This is a genomic window from Streptomyces sp. NPDC007157, assembly GCF_040634235.1.
Taxonomy (GTDB): Bacteria; Actinomycetota; Actinomycetes; order Streptomycetales; family Streptomycetaceae; genus Streptomyces.
This window is the reverse complement of sequence record NZ_JBEYFE010000022.1, coordinates 95602-111842: the sequence shown is the minus strand read 5'-3', so window position 1 is coordinate 111842 and position 16241 is coordinate 95602. Positions and strand designations below refer to the sequence as shown.

The window sequence follows — 16241 nt, the reverse complement described above, 5'->3', positions numbered from 1 at the left end:
TTTACTGGGCGGCCGGAACCGGTTCGGACACGAGTTCGGGGGCTGCGCGGCCCGCGAGCCGGGCCCGCCAGTTGGCCAGCACGGCCGCGTCGGTCGGCCTGGTCGCCAGGGAGACGGCGACATACGCGGCCAGGGAGGCGAGGAGGCCGTAGTAGACGGGCTCGTTGGCGAGGATGCCGTAACCCGCCATCAGGCCGATCACCGCGAGGCCGCCGACGGTCACGGCGGCGAGGGCGCCCTGGACCGTGCCGCGCTTCCACAGCAGCCCGCCGAGGATCGGCACCAGGAGGCCGCCGACCAGCAGGTTGTACGCCACGGTCAGCGCCTCGACGACGTTGTTGAGCGCGATGGCCGTGCCGATCACCCCGACGCCCATGATCAGGATGAAGACGCGGTTGCCCCGCACCTCGTCGTGGTCACCGGACCTCGCCTTCCCCCGGATCCGCGACCAGATGTCGTTGTTGGCGACGGTCGCGCAGGCGATCAGCGCGCCGGAGGAGGTCGACATCACGGCGGCGAGCGCGGCCGCCAGCACCAGCCCCCGCACCCCGATGGGGAGTTCGTCCTTGACGATGGTCGCGAAGGCGTCGTCCGGGCTGCCCAGCTTCGGGTACAGCACCTTGGCGGCCGTACCGATCACGGCGCCGGCGAGGGCGTACACCAGGCAGTAGGTGCCGGCGACGGTGCCGCCCCACTTCGCCGTCCGGTCGCCCCGGGCCGTGAACACGCGCTGCCAGATGTCCTGGCCGATGAGCATCCCGAACGTGTAGATCAGCACGTAGGTGAAGATCGTCTCGCCGCCGATGCCCAGCGGGTCGAAGTACGCCGTGGGCAGCTTGGCCTTCATCTCGGCGAAGCCGCCGGCCTTGACCACCGCGATGGGCAGCAGCAGGAGCAGCACGCCGATGGTCTTGACGACGAACTGCACCATGTCCGTGAGCGTGATCGACCACATGCCGCCGAGCGTCGAGTAGGCGACGACGATCGAGCCGCCGATGACGATCGCGAGCGTCCGGTTCATGTCGAAGAGGACGTCGAAGATCGTGGCGTACGCGATGGTCGAGGTGACGGCCAGCATCAGGGTGTACGCCCACATCACGACACCCGAGATCACGCCGGCCCGGCCGCCGTACCGCAGGTCCAGCATCTCGGAGACCGTGTACACCTTGAGGCGGGCGATCCGGGCCGAGAAGAAGACCGACAGGGCCAGCAGCCCGAGGCCGATGGTGAAGACCATCCAGGCGCCGGAGAGGCCGTACCGGTAGCCGAGGCCCACGCCGCCGATGGTGGAGGCGCCGCCGAGGACGATCGCGGCCATGGTGCCGGAGTACATGGCGGGACCCAGGCGGCGGCCCGCCACCAGGAAGTCGCTCTTGGACCTGGCGCGGCGCATGCCCCACCAGCCCATGGCCAGCATGCCGGCCAGATAGATCACGATCACTGCGTAGTCGACGGCCACAGGGCCCTCCTTCGCCGGGGGTCTCGCCGGTGGGTGACGGTCATCGACACTAGGTGGCCGGAAAGCGACTGCGAAGTGTACGTTTCATCCATTCGAGCCCCACCGGATGGAGGGAACGCACACCATGCCGGATCCCGCTGTTCCCCCCACGCCCCCGGTGCCCCTCGCCGCCCTGCTGGCCCGCGAGGACCTCGCCCTGCGCCAGATCGCCGGACCCTCCGACCCGTCCCTGGTGGTCCACTGGGCGCACACCTCGGAGATGGCCGACCCGTACCCCTACCTGCTGGGCGGGGAGCTGCTGCTGACCGCCGGGGTGCACATCCCGGACGCGGCCGGCTCGGGCACCTACTTCGACGACTACGTGTCACGGATCGTGGCGGCGGGCGGCGCGGCCCTCGGCTTCGGGCTGGCCCCCGTCCACGACACCGTCCCGCGCGCCCTGGTCGCGGCCTGCGAGGCGTACGAACTCCCGCTGATCGAGGTCCCGCCGGGGACCACCTTCTCCGCCGTCGCCCGCGCGGTCTGGCAGCTGATGGCCCAGGCCCGCCTCGCCGAGCTGCGCCGGGTCACCGAGGCGCAGCAGAGCCTCGCGGCGGCCGCCGCCCGCCCCGACCCGGTCCCCTCGGTGCTGCGCCAGCTGGCCCAGCGGGTGGGCGGCTGGACGGCCCTGTACGGCCCGGAGGGAGCGGAGACCGCCTCGGCCGGGCGGGAGCCGGAGGCACCGGTACGCGGCTCGCTGGCCGAGCTGACGGAGGTGGTACGACCGTCGGGCCCCGGCACCCCCACCTCGGCGACCCACGCCACGGCGGGCACCCACCTCGCGGCCTACACCCTCAGCACCGGCTTCGTCCTCGGGGTGGCCACCCCGGCCCGCGAACCGGGCGACCACACCATCGCCTCGGTGGCCGCGGTCCTGCTCACCCTCCTCACCGGCGAACAGCACAGCGGCTCGGGCGCGGCCCGCACCTCCGCACTCGTACGGCTCCTGCTGGGCGGGACGGCGGAGGAGGTGGCGCCGTTGCTGGGCAAGGTCGACGACTGGCTGGTCGTACATGCCTGTCCGAACGACCAAGGCGACCGTCCCACCCCAGGGGCGCAGGACCCTGCCGACATGCGGCTCCGCCGCGGGGCGCGACAAGCCCCCACGCCCCCGCAGCCGCCCGACCTCCTGGCCGCCACCGCACTGGGCGCCTCACTCGGCTCGGCTCTTGTCGACCCGGTAGGGGACATCGTCCAGCTCCTGGTCACCGCCGACCGGCAACCCGCACCACACCCCGGCTGGACCCTGGGGGTCAGCGCCCCCGTACCCGCACGACAACTCCCGGCCGCCGCCGCGCAAGCGGCCCGCGCCCTGGCCCGGGCCCGAGCGACCCGCACCCCCTTGGTCCGGCACAGCACCCGCCCCGCACTGGACGACCTGATCCCGGCAGAGGAGGCCCACGCCCACGCCCGCGCCCTCCTCGGCCCCCTCGCGGAGCACCCCGCCCTCGCCGACACCCTGCGCACCTGGCTCTCCCTGCACGGCAGTTGGGACCGCACGGCGGTGGCACTCGCCGTCCACCGCAACACCGTGCGCCAGCGCATCGCCCGCTGCGCGGCGCTCCTCGAGGCCGAACTCGACGACCCGGACGTACGGATGGAGCTGTGGTTCGCGCTGCGGCAGGAGTGAGTGACGCACGTCCCAGCGGGCGATACGCAGGGGAATCGCGCAGCGCCCTGCCTCACAATGGGGCCATGCCGATACCCGGGACACCCAGCCGCGCCGAGCTCGTCGAGCACCTTGTGAAGACCCGTATCGCGGGCGATGTCGCCACGCCCCGCGAGAACAACCTGCTCCACTACCGCAAGCTGGCCAACGGCGAGCGCAACTGGTGGCTCGGACTGGAACTCGGCGACCGCTGGACCGACGAGCAGGACGTGCTGGCCGTGATGGCCGAGCGGGTCGGGGTGAACGACGATCCCGAGTACCGGTACGGCCAGGACACCATCGACCCCGAGCTGACCGCGGACGGCCTGGACCGGCTGGCGGCGCGGCTGCGCAAGGCGGCCGAGGGGCGGCAGCGGGTGCTGTTCGCGACCGGGCACCCGGGCGGCCTGCTGGACGTGCACCGGGCGACGGCGGCCGCGCTGCGCGCCGCCGGCTGCGAGGTCGTGGTCATCCCGGACGGGCTGCAGACGGACGAGGGGTACGTCATGCAGTTCGCCGACGTGGCCGTCCTGGAGCACGGGGCGACGCTGTGGCACACCCACTCCGGTGAGCCGATGAAGGCGATCCTGGGCGGCCTGGAGCGCGAAGGACGGCCGGCGCCCGAACTGGTCGTCGCCGACCACGGCTGGGCGGGGTACGCGGCGCAGGTGGGCCTGGACTCCGTCGGTTACGCCGACTGCAACGACCCGGCACTGTTCCTCGCCGAGGCGGAGGGCACCCTCCAGGTGGCCGTACCGCTCGACGACCACGTGCTCAGCCCGCGCTTCTACGACCCGATGACCGCGTACCTGCTGTCGGAGGCGGGGCTGGCGTAACCGGGCACAACCGGGCGAGGTGCGGCCCCGGGAGCCGGGAACCGCACCTCATGGCCTGGCCTAGACCCCGAATGTGGCTGATGTCTGTTCGCGTCCGGTCGGATCAGAACCCGAGGCCGCCGTAGCCGAAGCCGCCGTAGCCGAGCCCGCCGTAGCCCAGCCCGCCGTAGCCGACGCCGCCGAAGCCGTACCCGACGGTGGGGACGACCACGACAGGGACGACCGCGACGGGGGCGAACCCGTAGCCGCCGCCGTAGCCGCCGCCGTAACGGCAGTTGTTGAACCCGCCACCGTAGCGGGAGTTGCAGCCGAAGCCGCCGGTGACCACGTTCTGGTGAGTGGAGGCGGGGGCCGCCGAGGCGGTGCCCGCGGCGCCGATCGCGGCCCCGCCGGCCAGCAGCAGGCCGGCGGCGGACATCGCCGCGATGCGCCTCACGCGCTGTACTCGCATGGGAAATACCTTTCTGCCGGACTTACGTCCGCTACGCGGCACGTCCGCTATGCGGCACATGCACTGTGCGGCATTTCACTCATAGAGCTTAATCCGCGACAAGTCGCGCGGCACTTCGGGTGCTCACCGCCCGTGATCGACCGAGGTCGCGGGCCCCGGAGTGGGGTCCAGGTAGACCCGGCCGATCATGGGGAACGCGGCCCGCAGCCGCTGTTCGGCCCGTTCGCAGGCCCACTCGATCTGGGCCGCCGTCGACACGTCCCGGAAGTCCACCTTGGCCGCGACCAGCGCCTCGTTCGGGCCCTGCACCAGGGTGGTCAGCTCCAGTACGGCCACGATGTGCTCGGACTCCAGCAGCTCCGCCCGGATCCGCTCCCGTACCGGCCTCGGCAGCGGCCGGCCGATGAGGAACTCGGCGTTCGAGCGGCCCAGCACCCAGGCGACGTACAGCAGGAGCACGCCGATGAGGAGGGAGGCGAGGCCGTCCCAGACGCCGGAGCCGGTGAGCTGCCCGCCGAGCAGGCCGCCTGCCGCGAGCACCAGGCCGACGAGCGCGGCCGAGTCCTCCATCACCACGGCCTTCACGGCGGTGTCGGGGGTGCGCCGGAGATACAGCTTGAACGACACCCGGAACCGGGCCGCCTCGCCGTACGCCTGCTTCAGCCCCGTACGCAGGGAGAACCCCTCCAGGACGAAGGCGACCGCGAGGACGACGTACGACACCAGCGGGTTGCCCAGCTCCTCGCCCGCGGTCAGGGTGTGGATGCCGTCGTAGAGAGAGAAGACCGCGCCGCCGACGAAGGTGGCGACGGCGGCCAGCATGGCCCAGATGTACCGCTCGGGGCCGTAGCCGAACGGATGCTCCTCGTCGGCGGGTTTCTCGCTGCGTTTGAGCGCGGTGAGCAGCAGCAGCTCGGTGACCGTGTCGGCGACCGAGTGCGCCGCCTCGGAGAGCATCGCGCTGGACCCGCTGATCACCCCGGCGACCGCCTTGGCGAGGGCGATCCCGAGGTTGGCCACGGCGGCGACGATCACCGTGACGGTGCTCTCGCCACCGCCCTGTTCGGCTCCACCATCCTGTTCGGCTCCGCCGCGCCGGTCGGCTCCGCCACTCTGTTCGGCTTCGGACATGCCCCCAGTTCTACCTGGGGACGCGGACGACACCCTCCTGGATCACGGAAATGGCCAGTGAACCGTCCTGGGTGTAGATCCGGGCCTGCCCGAGCCCGCGGCCCCCGTACGCGGACGGGGACTCCTGGTCGTACAACAGCCACTCGTCGGCGCGGAACGGCCGGTGGAACCACATGGCATGGTCCAGCGAGGCCCCCACCACGTCCCCTACGGCCCAGCCGCCGCGGCCGTGCGCGAGCAGGACCGAGTCCAGCAGGGTCATGTCGGAGACGTAGGTCGCGAGCACCACGTGCAGCAGCGGGTCGTCGTCGAGCTTGCCGGCGGTCCGGAACCACACCTGGCTGTGCGGCTCGCGCGGCTCGCCGAACTTCCCGAACGGCGGGTCGTCGACGTAGCGCAGGTCGATCGCCTCGCGGGCCTCCAGGAACTTCTCCACCACGGTGGCCGGCAGGTGGTCGTAGCCGCGCAGCCGCTGCGCCGAGGTGGGCAGGGTCTCCGGGTCCGGCGCGGGCGGCATCGGGGTCTGGTGGTCGAGGCCGTCCTCGTACACCTGGAAGGACGCGGACAGGGCGAAGATCGGCCTGCCGTGCTGGACGGCGACCGCGCGCCGGGTGGTGAAGGAGCGGCCGTCGCGGATCCGCTCGACGTTGTAGACGATGGGCGCGCCCGGGTCGCCGGCGCGCAGGAAGTACGCGTGCAGCGAGTGGGCGTGCCGGTCCGCCGGGACCGTGCGCCCGGCGGCGACCAGCGCCTGGGCCGCGACCTGCCCGCCGAACACGCGCGGGACCACGGCGGACCGGGACTGGCCTCGGAAGATGTTCTCCTCGATCTGCTCCAGGTCGAGCAGATCGAGGAGATCGTTCAGTGCCTCGTTCATGGCACCTTTTCTACTGGCCGGTAATTGCGGGGACCTTACAGGCCCATGTCCTTCGCGATGATCGTCTTCATGATCTCGCTGGTGCCACCGTAGATGCGGTTGACACGGTTGTCCGCGTACAGGCGGGCGATCGGGTACTCGTTCATGAAGCCGTAGCCGCCGTGCAGCTGGAGGCAACGGTCGATCACGCGGTGGGCGACCTCGGTGGTGAACAGCTTGGCGCTGGCGGCCTCGGCCGGGGTCAGCTCACCGGCGTCGAGGGCCTCCGTGGCGCGGTCGACGACGGCCTCGGCCGCGTCCACCTCGGCCTGGCAGGCGGCCAGCTCGAACTTGGTGTTCTGGAAGGCGGCGACGGGCTGGCCGAAGACCACCCGCTCCTGCACGTACTGCTTGGCGAACCGGACGGCCGCCTTGGCCTGCGCGTAGGCGCCGAAGGCGATGCCCCAGCGCTCGGAGGCGAGGTTGTGGCCGAGGTAGTAGAAGCCCTTGTTCTCCTCGCCGAGGAGATCCTCGACGGGCACCTTGACGTCGACGAACGCCAGCTCGGCGGTGTCGGAGGTCTTCAGGCCGAGCTTGTCGAGCTTGCGGCCGACCGAGTAGCCCTCGGCCTTGGTGTCCACCACGAACAGGGAGATGCCGTGGCGGCGGTCCTCCTTGGTGGGCGCGGAGGTACGGGCGCAGACGATCATGCGGTCGGCGTGCACACCGCCGGTGATGAAGGTCTTGGCGCCGTTGAGGACGTAGTGGGTGCCGTCCTCGGAGAGCTTGGCGGTGGTCTTCATGCCCGCGAGGTCGGAGCCGGTGCCCGGCTCGGTCATCGCGATGGCCCACATCTCCTCGCCGGAGACGAACTTCGGCAGGTACTTCTTCTTCTGCTCGTCGTTGGCGAGCAGCTTTATGTACGGCAGGCCGAGCAGCACGTGCACACCGGAACCGCCGAAGGAGACACCGGCACGGGCGGTCTCCTCGTACAGGACGGCCTCGAACTTGTAGGAGTCGATGCCGGCGCCGCCGTACTCCTCGTCGACGCGGATACCGAAGACGCCCAGCTCGGCGAGCTTGTAGTAGAAGTCGCGGGGCGCCTGGCCGGCCGCGAACCACTCGTCGTACGCGGGTACGACCTCGGCCTCGATGAAGGCGCGGAGGGTCTCCCGGAACGCCTCGTGATCCTCGTTGAACAACGTACGGCGCACGGCCGCCACCTCCAGGCACGGTTCATATGTCTAAGCGCTTGCTCAGACTTCACCGTACCGGTGGGTAGGCGGATGGGTCCAGGGCGGAGCAGGGGGTACAGGGGTAACGCTCATCACGCCGCCGCGGCCTCGAAGGCACCCCGCGCCATCCGGTGCAGGAGTACCGCCGTCGTCCCGCGCCCCGGCAGGGAACCCGGCCGGCCCAGGTGCGGGGTCGAGTTCAGCAGGCCGAAGACCGAGTGGACCGCCGAGCGGGCCGCGGGTTCCGGCAGGGCGGGGTAGACCTCGCGGAGGACCTCCACCCACAGTTCGACGTACTGGCGCTGCAGCTGGCGCACCAGCTTGCGGTCGCTGTCGCGCAGGCGGTCCAGCTCCCTGTCGTGCAGGGTGATCAGCGGGCGGTCGTCGAGGGCGAAGTCGATATGGCCCTCGATGAGGGAGTCCAGGACCGCCGACGGCGCGCTCTCCCCGTCGGCCTCCGCCAGCCGCCGCTTCGCACCCTTCAGCAGCTGTCCGCTGATCCCCACCAGCAGCTCCGCGAGCATCGCGTCCTTGCCCGGGAAGTGCCGGTAGAGACCGGGCCCGCTGATGCCGACCGCGGCGCCTATCTCGTCCACACCGACACCGTGGAAGCCGCGCTCGGCGAAGAGCCGGGCGGCCTCCTTGAGGATCTGCTCGCGACGGGTCGGGGCATCGGTTCTCGTGACCATGAGGGCAATTCTAGACAGGGAGGTTAGCGGTCGTTAACCTGAGGGAAATGCGTTAACGCTCATTAACAAAGTGAGGGGATCGCGGGCATGGACCAGGCACCGGAGCTGACGAGCGCGGCGGACCCCGCGTCGGAGGCCTGGCGGGTCAACGAGGCGGCGCACCGCGCCCTCGTCGAGGAACTGCACGCCAAGCTCGCCGCGGCCGCGCTGGGCGGCGGCGAGAAGGCGCGGGCCCGGCACACCGCGCGCGGCAAACTGCTGCCCAGGGACCGGGTGGACGCGCTGCTGGACCCCGGCTCGCCGTTCCTGGAGCTGGCCCCGCTGGCCGCCGAGGGGATGTACGAGGGGGCGGCCCCGGCGGCCGGCGTGATCGCCGGGATCGGGCGGGTCAGCGGGCGCGAGTGCGTGATCGTCGCCAATGACGCCACGGTCAAGGGCGGCACGTACTACCCGATGACCGTGAAGAAGCACCTGCGGGCGCAGGAGGTGGCCCTCGACAACCGGCTCCCCTGTCTCTACCTGGTGGACTCCGGCGGCGCCTTCCTGCCCATGCAGGACGAGGTCTTCCCGGACCGCGACCACTTCGGGCGGATCTTCTACAACCAGGCCCGGATGTCGGGGGCGGGGATCCCGCAGATCGCCGCCGTCCTCGGCTCGTGCACCGCCGGCGGCGCGTACGTACCGGCGATGAGCGACGAGGCGGTGATCGTCCGCAACCAGGGCACGATCTTCCTCGGCGGGCCGCCGCTGGTGAAGGCCGCCACCGGTGAGGTCGTCACGGCGGAGGAGCTGGGCGGCGGCGAGGTGCACTCCCGCGTCTCCGGTGTCACCGACCACCTCGCCGAGGACGACCCGCACGCGCTGCGGATCGTCCGGAACATCGTCGCCACCCTCCCCGCCCGCCGCGAACTGCCCTGGACGGTCACCCCGGTCGTCGAGCCGAAGGTCGATCCCTACGGCCTCTACGGCGCCGTCCCGGTCGACTCCCGCACCCCCTACGACGTCCGCGAGATCATCGCCCGGATCGTCGACGGCTCCCGGTTCGCCGAGTTCAAGAGCGAGTTCGGGCAGACCCTGGTCACCGGCTTCGCCCGGATCCACGGCCACCCGGTCGGGATCATCGGCAACAACGGCATCCTCTTCTCCGAGTCCGCCCAGAAGGGCGCCCACTTCATCGAGCTGTGCGACCAGCGCGGGATCCCGCTGGTGTTCCTGCAGAACATCTCCGGCTTCATGGTGGGCAAGGACTACGAGGCCGGCGGCATCGCCAAGCACGGCGCCAAGATGGTCACGGCGGTGGCCTGCGCCCGCGTCCCGAAGCTGACCGTCGTCGTCGGCGGCTCCTACGGCGCCGGGAACTACTCCATGTGCGGCCGGGCCTACTCCCCCCGCTTCCTGTGGATGTGGCCGAACGCCAAGATCTCGGTGATGGGCGGCGAACAGGCCGCGTCGGTCCTCGCGACGGTGAAGCGGGACCAGCTGGAGGCCCGCGGCGAGAACTGGCCGGCCGAGGACGAGGAGGCCTTCAGGGCACCCGTCCGCGCGCAGTACGAGCGCCAGGGCAACGCCTACTACGCGACCGCCCGGCTCTGGGACGACGGGGTCATCGACCCCCTCGAAACCCGCCAGGTGCTCGGTCTGGCCCTGACGGCCTGTGGCAACGCGCCGCTGGGTGAGCCCCAGTTCGGCGTCTTCCGGATGTGAGGAGGGGACTCGTGTTCGACACCGTACTCGTGGCCAACCGGGGCGAGATCGCCGTCCGGGTCATCCGTACGCTGCGCTCGCTGGGCGTGCGCTCGGTGGCGGTGTACTCCGACGCCGACGCGGACGCGCGGCACGTCCGGGAGGCCGACACGGCGGTACGGCTCGGTCCGGCGCCTGCGGGCGAGAGCTATCTGTCCGTGGAGCGGCTGCTGAAGGCGGCCGCCGTGAGCGGCGCCCAGGCGGTCCACCCCGGGTACGGCTTCCTCGCCGAGAACGCCGCCTTCGCGCGCGCCTGCGAGGAGGCGGGGCTGGTGTTCATCGGCCCGCCGGCCGACGCGATCGCGCTGATGGGCGACAAGATCCGCGCGAAGGAGACGGTGAGCGCGGCCGGGGTGCCGGTGGTGCCCGGCGGCCGTGATCCCGAACTCGCGGAAGCCGCACGCGCGTTGGGTGCACCCGTGCTGCTCAAGCCCTCGGCGGGCGGGGGCGGCAAGGGCATGCGGCTGGTGCGGGACCTGACACTGCTCGACGAGGAGATCGCCGCCGCCCGCCGCGAGGCCCGCGCCTCCTTCGGCGACGACACGCTCCTGGTCGAGCGGTGGGTCGACCGCCCCCGGCACATCGAGATCCAGGTACTGGCCGACGGCCACGGGAACGTGGTGCACCTGGGCGAGCGCGAGTGCTCGCTCCAGCGCCGGCACCAGAAGGTCGTCGAGGAGGCGCCGTCGGTCCTGCTGGACGAACAGACGCGGGCCGCGATGGGCGAGGCGGCGGTGCAGGCGGCGCGCTCGTGCGGGTACCGGGGCGCGGGCACGGTGGAGTTCATCGTGCCGGGCGGCGACCCTTCGTCGTACTACTTCATGGAGATGAACACCCGCCTCCAGGTGGAGCACCCGGTGACCGAACTCGTCACCGGAATCGACCTGGTGGAGTGGCAGCTGCGGGTGGCGGCCGGGGAGCGGCTCGGGTTCGCGCAGGAGGACGTCCGGCTGACCGGGCACGCGGTGGAGGCCCGGATCTGCGCCGAGGACCCGGCGCGCGGGTTCCTGCCCACCGGCGGCACGGTGCTGCTGCTGCACGAGCCGTCGGGGGACGGTGTGCGCACCGACTCCGGGCTCAGCGAGGGCACCGAGGTCGGCAGCCTCTACGACCCGATGCTGTCCAAGGTGATCGCGTACGGCCCGGACCGGGAGACCGCGCTCCGCAAGCTGCGCGGGGCCCTCGCGGAGACGGTCACGCTGGGCGTACAGACCAACGCCGGGTTCCTGCGCCGGCTCCTCGCCCATCCGGCGGTGGTGGCGGGCGAGCTGGACACGGGCCTGGTCGAGCGGGTGGTGGACGAGCTGGTCTCCACCGACGTACCGGACGAGGTGTACGAGGCGGCGGCCGCCGTACGGCTGGCGGCGCTGCGGCCCGCCGTCGGTGCGGGCTGGACGGACCCCTTCTCGGTACCGAGCGGCTGGCGGCTCGGCGGCACCCCCAAGCCGGTCGGTTTCCACCTGCGGGTGCAGGACCCGGTGGAGTACGTCCCGCACGGCACGCACTCCGTCGCCCCCGACCGCGTGTCGGTCACCCTGGACGGCGTCCGCCACACCTTCCTCCACCGCGCCGACTGGATCGGCCGGGACGGCGACGCCTGGCAGGTCCGCGACCACGACCCGGTAGCCGCGGCCCTGAACCGGACCGCACACGCCGGCGCCGACTCGCTCACCGCGCCCATGCCGGGCACGGTGACGGTCGTGAAGGTCGCCGTCGGGGATCAGGTGATCGCCGGGCAGAGCCTGCTGGTGGTGGAGGCGATGAAGATGGAGCACGTCATCTCCGCCCCGCACGCCGGCACGGTCGCCGAGCTCGACGTGAAACCGGGCGCCACGGTCGCCATGGACCAGGTGCTGGCCGTGATCGCCCCGCACGAGGAGGAGACCCCATGACCACCCCGGAGAGCGCCCTCCCCATGGTCGTACCGGCCACCGACCTGCCCGCCCGCGTCCGGATCCACGAGGTCGGCGCACGCGACGGCCTGCAGAACGAGAAGTCGACCGTACCGACGTCGGTGAAGGCCGAGTTCATCCACCGCCTGGCCGACGCGGGCCTGACGACGATCGAGGCGACCAGCTTCGTGCACCCCAAGTGGGTGCCCCAACTGGCCGACGCGGAGGACCTGTTCCCCCTCGTCACCGACCTCGGGGCCGATCTGCCGGTCCTGGTGCCCAACCAGCGCGGCCTGGACCGGGCGCTGGCCCTCGGCGCCCGCCGGGTCGCCGTCTTCGCCAGCGCCACCGAGTCCTTCGCCAAGGCCAACCTCAACCGCACGGTGGACGAGTCGCTCGCCGTCTTCGACCCGGTCGTCCGGCGGGCTAAGGACGCCGACGCCCATGTCCGCGGTTACGTCTCGATGTGCTTCGGCGACCCCTGGGAGGGCGCGGTGCCGCTCCACCAGGTGGTCCGGGTCTGCCAGGCGCTGCGCGACATGGGCTGCGACGAGCTGAGCCTCGGCGACACGATCGGGGTCGCGACCCCGGGCCATGTCCTGGAGTTGCTGTCCCTGCTCAACGAGGAAGGCGTGCCGACGAACGTCATCGGCGTGCACTTCCACGACACCTACGGCCAGGCGCTCGCGAACACCTACGCGGCCCTGGAACACGGCGTGACGACGGTCGACGCGTCCGCCGGCGGACTCGGCGGCTGCCCGTACGCCAAGTCCGCCACCGGCAACCTCGCCACCGAGGACCTGGTCTGGATGCTCCAGGGCCTCGGCATCGAGACCGGGGTCGACCTCGGCAAACTCACCGCCACCAGCGTGTGGATGGCCGAACGACTGGGCCGACCCAGCCCGTCCCGTACCGTCCGCGCCCTCTCCCACCAGGAGTGACGACCATGGACCACCGCCTCTCCCCCGAACTGGACGAACTCCGCCGCACGGTCGCGGAGTTCGCCCAAGACGTCGTGGCGCCGAAGATCGGCGACTTCTACGAGCGGCACGAGTTCCCGTACGAGATCGTCCGCGAGATGGGCCGCATGGGCCTGTTCGGACTGCCGTTCCCCGAGGAGTACGGCGGGATGGGCGGCGACTACCTCGCGCTCGGTATCGCCCTGGAGGAACTGGCCCGGGTCGACTCGTCGGTGGCGATCACCCTCGAAGCGGGCGTCTCGCTCGGTGCCATGCCGATCCACCTCTTCGGCACCGACGAGCAGAAGCGCGAATGGCTCCCCCGCCTCTGCGCCGGCGAGATCCTCGGCGCCTTCGGCCTCACCGAACCCGACGGCGGCAGCGACGCGGGCGCCACCCGCACCACCGCCCGCCTGGACCCGGCCACCGACGAATGGGTGATCAACGGCACCAAGTGCTTCATCACCAACTCGGGCACGGACATCACGGGCCTGGTCACCGTGACCGCCGTCACCGGCCGCAAGCCGGACGGCAAGCCGCTGATCTCCTCGATCATCGTTCCCTCGGGCACCCCCGGCTTCACGGTCGCCGCGCCCTACTCCAAGGTCGGCTGGAACGCCTCCGACACCCGTGAGCTGTCCTTCGCCGACGTCCGGGTGCCCGCCGCCAACCTCCTCGGCGCGGAGGGCCGGGGCTACGCCCAGTTCCTGCGCATCCTCGACGAGGGCCGCATCGCCATCGCGGCCCTCGCCACCGGCCTGGCCCAGGGCTGCGTGGACGAGTCGGTGAAGTACGCGAAGGAACGGCACGCCTTCGGCCGCCCGATCGGCGCCAACCAGGCCATCCAGTTCAAGATCGCCGACATGGAGATGAAGGCCCACACGGCCCGCCTCGCCTGGCGCGACGCGGCCTCCCGGCTGGTCGCCGGGGAACCCTTCAAGAAGGAGGCGGCCCTCGCCAAGCTCTACTCCTCCACGGTCGCCGTGGACAACGCCCGCGACGCCACCCAGGTGCACGGCGGCTACGGCTTCATGAACGAGTACCCGGTGGCCCGCATGTGGCGCGACTCCAAGATCCTGGAGATCGGCGAGGGCACGAGCGAGGTCCAGCGGATGCTGATCGCGAGGGAGCTGGGGCTGGTCGGCTGATCCGAGCCGCCGCCTCCCCTACGGCACGAAGGCGCCCGTCCCGATGACCGGGGCGGGCGCCTTCGCGTGCGGGGCGCGGACGCCCCGGCCGAGCATCCGGGACAGCTGATTCCCCCGATGCCCTATGACGTCCCTCACAGATCGTCGGCATTTCGCCGTCGCGCTTAGTAGCCACGGCACGGTGGACATTTGGCCGTTTGTCCGTCTTGAGAGGAATGCCGATCCCGGCATGTGCCGCGGAATTTCGCCCGCCCGCTCGCATGCCCGACTTCCTGTGGCGCAAGGCTTCTGACGCCGCGCCAGCTCTCCTGACCGCCGCCGCCTGTGGACCGAAGCCCCGCGCACCGCTCCAGCGCGGTCCCGAGGCCTACGAAGCGGCTTAGTGGTGGGACCCCTTTGCAACCCTTTGCGCTCGCTGTGCGGCCGTCCTAAGAATGTCGACCCACAGGACGTCGCCGCAGCTCGGCACCGGTGTTTTCGCAGAAACGACAACGCACCGGGCGCTCGGCGTCACCGAGTGAGTAGGAGCCCCCCACATGAAGTCGTCCCTGATGTCCGCGAGACTCCTCACCCTCGCTCTCGGCCTGGGCCTGGCCTCCGGCGCGCTGGGCATGGCGGTGCCGGCGAGTGCCGAACCGGCCGCCGCCCCCGCTGGCGACCCGGCCGCCGCCGGCACCGCCACGGCGCGGTACGACGGGTCGTCCGAGGAGACCGCAGGCAACCAGGCGTTCTTCCAGGCCGTGCTCAAGTCGGTCGCCGCGAAGAGCGCCGCCCAGTCCGGCACGCAGGCGGTGACCGTCACCTACGACGCCTCCCACGCGCCGAGCTTCCGTTCGCAGATAGCGAGCGCGGCCTCGATCTGGAACAGCGCCGAGACCAACGTCAAGCTCAAGGAAGCGTCGAGCGGCGCCGACTTCTCCTACTACGAGGGCAACGACCAGCGCGGCTCCCACGCCTCCACCAACGGCCACGGCAGCGGCTACATCTTCATCGACTACACGCAGGCCCGGCAGAACGACTCGATCCGCGTCGTCACCCACGAGACCGGGCACGTACTGGGCCTGCCGGACGACTACAGCGGCCCGTGCAGTGAGCTGATGTCGGGCGGCGGCCCCGGCCCGTCCTGCAAGAACCGCCAGCCGGACGCCGCCGAACGCTCGCGCGTCGACCAGCTGTGGGCCACCGGAGGGGCGCAGGCCCCGGGCACGGCGAACCAGCCGGCCACCCAGCCGAGCGCCACCCAACCGAGCGCCACCCAGCCGAGCGCCGCACCGCCGGTACTGACCGTGCCGCCGGTACTGACCGTGCCGCCGGTACTGACCGTGCCGGGGAGCGGTCCGGGGCGCCCGTTCCCCGGCATGCCCTGGAGTTGATCGCGCTCCCACCGGGGAAGCGACTCGCTGCCGAGGACGGCTTCAGCTGGTGTTTCGTACGGCTGTCCTCGGAGGGCGAAGGCGCTCGCCGTCGTTCGATCGAGGCGTTCGGCAGCGAACCCAGTCGTGCAGGCTTCCTTGTCAGCGAACCTGATCGCTGTTCGGCCCGATGCCTTTGATCCTGGTCGGAGTTCCCTCCGGGGCGAACGCGTGGTGGAAGGTGAAGGCGTGCGGCGCGGAGCCGTGGTCGTGGAGGTGTTCCAGCCTGGAGACCCCGTCCTGCCAGGTGGGTATCACGCCGTCGGAGACCCACCAGAACACGTAATTCGGGTGTCCTGTCCTCTCGAACCAGTCGTAACGCCTGTTCAGCGCCTCACGGTGCAGACCGGTGTAGATGGCGTCTAAGGCGGGACGCAGGTCGGTCCAGAGTGAGAGGGTCGCGGCCAGGGCGGTGGTTTCCACCGTATGGCCCTTGCCGTACCAGGCCGGAACGGCGAACTCTCCCCACGCACCCCAGTCCGCCTCGAAGAGCATGCCCCGGTCACCGTCTGCCGCTTCAGCACGCGCGAGGTATCCGGGGTGCTGACTGATCTTCCGGTAGACGGCCTCACCGATGTCGTAGAACTCGCGCGTGAGAGGTGCGGGATCGGCGAGAGGTGACTTCAGGACGCCGAATGTGTACAGAGCAAGATGGGGCATGCGTCTCTCCTTGCTTGGGGGTGCCTGGTGCGGGCCCGGTCCGGTGACCTACGCATGGGGGCGAGGGTTCGCGGGGCGTGCCC

13 protein-coding genes and 1 pseudogene are annotated in these 16241 nt (G+C 71.3%); 7 read left to right on the top strand and 7 right to left on the bottom strand.

What is annotated here, in order from left to right:
- Position 1: 1 nt before the first annotated feature.
- A complete protein-coding gene (locus tag ABZ642_RS33140; protein WP_360490668.1) occupies positions 2-1459 on the bottom strand; it encodes a sodium:solute symporter in 1458 nt (485 codons plus the stop codon).
- A 124-nt stretch (positions 1460-1583) separates the two neighbouring features.
- On the opposite strand from ABZ642_RS33140, the gene ABZ642_RS33135 reads away from it, so the two are divergent.
- Together ABZ642_RS33135 and ABZ642_RS33130 are read left to right on the top strand one after the other, a co-directional pair.
- Positions 1584-3128: a PucR family transcriptional regulator ligand-binding domain-containing protein gene (locus tag ABZ642_RS33135; RefSeq protein WP_360490665.1), complete on the top strand. Its 1545-nt coding sequence runs from the start codon at positions 1584-1586 to the stop codon at positions 3126-3128.
- Positions 3129-3193: 65 nt separating this feature from the next.
- Positions 3194-3982, top strand: coding sequence for a phosphatase (locus ABZ642_RS33130; protein WP_360490662.1), 789 nt, complete (start codon positions 3194-3196; stop codon positions 3980-3982).
- A 103-nt stretch (positions 3983-4085) separates the two neighbouring features.
- Here ABZ642_RS33130 and ABZ642_RS33125 read toward each other — a convergent pair whose 3' ends face one another.
- From ABZ642_RS33125 to ABZ642_RS33105, 5 genes are all read right to left on the bottom strand, one after another.
- A complete protein-coding gene (locus tag ABZ642_RS33125; protein ID WP_360490659.1) occupies positions 4086-4433 on the bottom strand; it encodes a hypothetical protein in 348 nt (115 codons plus the stop codon).
- A 123-nt stretch (positions 4434-4556) separates the two neighbouring features.
- Positions 4557-5564, bottom strand: a complete 1008-nt coding sequence (locus ABZ642_RS33120; RefSeq protein ID WP_360490656.1) for a cation diffusion facilitator family transporter — start codon at positions 5562-5564, stop codon at positions 4557-4559.
- Positions 5565-5574: 10 nt separating this feature from the next.
- Complete coding sequence (locus tag ABZ642_RS33115) at positions 5575-6441, bottom strand: acyl-CoA thioesterase II (protein ID WP_360490653.1); 867 nt, start codon at positions 6439-6441, stop codon at positions 5575-5577.
- A 35-nt stretch (positions 6442-6476) separates the two neighbouring features.
- Positions 6477-7634 carry an acyl-CoA dehydrogenase family protein gene (locus ABZ642_RS33110; protein WP_360490651.1) on the bottom strand — a complete coding sequence of 386 codons (1158 nt, stop codon included), beginning with the start codon at positions 7632-7634 and terminating at the stop codon, positions 6477-6479.
- 113 nt (positions 7635-7747) lie between these two features.
- Positions 7748-8344, bottom strand: coding sequence for a TetR/AcrR family transcriptional regulator (locus ABZ642_RS33105; protein ID WP_360490648.1), 597 nt, complete (start codon positions 8342-8344; stop codon positions 7748-7750).
- 87 nt (positions 8345-8431) lie between these two features.
- Here ABZ642_RS33105 and ABZ642_RS33100 point away from each other — a divergent pair, with 87 nt between their 5' ends.
- The 5 genes and pseudogenes from ABZ642_RS33100 to snpA form a co-directional block, all read left to right on the top strand.
- Positions 8432-10048 carry a carboxyl transferase domain-containing protein gene (locus ABZ642_RS33100; RefSeq protein WP_360490645.1) on the top strand — a complete coding sequence of 539 codons (1617 nt, stop codon included), beginning with the start codon at positions 8432-8434 and terminating at the stop codon, positions 10046-10048.
- Between the two features lie 11 nt (positions 10049-10059).
- Positions 10060-11979 (top strand): biotin carboxylase N-terminal domain-containing protein, encoded by a 1920-nt coding sequence (locus tag ABZ642_RS33095; RefSeq protein WP_360490642.1) that lies wholly within the window; start codon positions 10060-10062, stop codon positions 11977-11979.
- On the top strand, positions 11976-12920 hold the full coding sequence (locus ABZ642_RS33090) for a hydroxymethylglutaryl-CoA lyase (protein WP_360490639.1): 945 nt from the start codon (positions 11976-11978) through the stop codon (positions 12918-12920). The genes ABZ642_RS33095 and ABZ642_RS33090 overlap by 4 nt, the downstream gene beginning before the upstream one ends.
- Before the next feature lie 5 nt (positions 12921-12925).
- Positions 12926-14086: an acyl-CoA dehydrogenase family protein gene (locus ABZ642_RS33085; protein ID WP_360490636.1), complete on the top strand. Its 1161-nt coding sequence runs from the start codon at positions 12926-12928 to the stop codon at positions 14084-14086.
- Positions 14087-14637: 551 nt separating this feature from the next.
- Positions 14638-15285: pseudogene (gene snpA, locus ABZ642_RS33080) on the top strand (snapalysin); the annotation flags it as partial.
- 315 nt (positions 15286-15600) lie between these two features.
- Here snpA and ABZ642_RS33075 read toward each other — a convergent pair.
- On the bottom strand, positions 15601-16158 hold the full coding sequence (locus ABZ642_RS33075; RefSeq protein WP_360490633.1) for a DUF3291 domain-containing protein: 558 nt from the start codon (positions 16156-16158) through the stop codon (positions 15601-15603).
- Positions 16159-16241 lie beyond the last annotated feature (83 nt).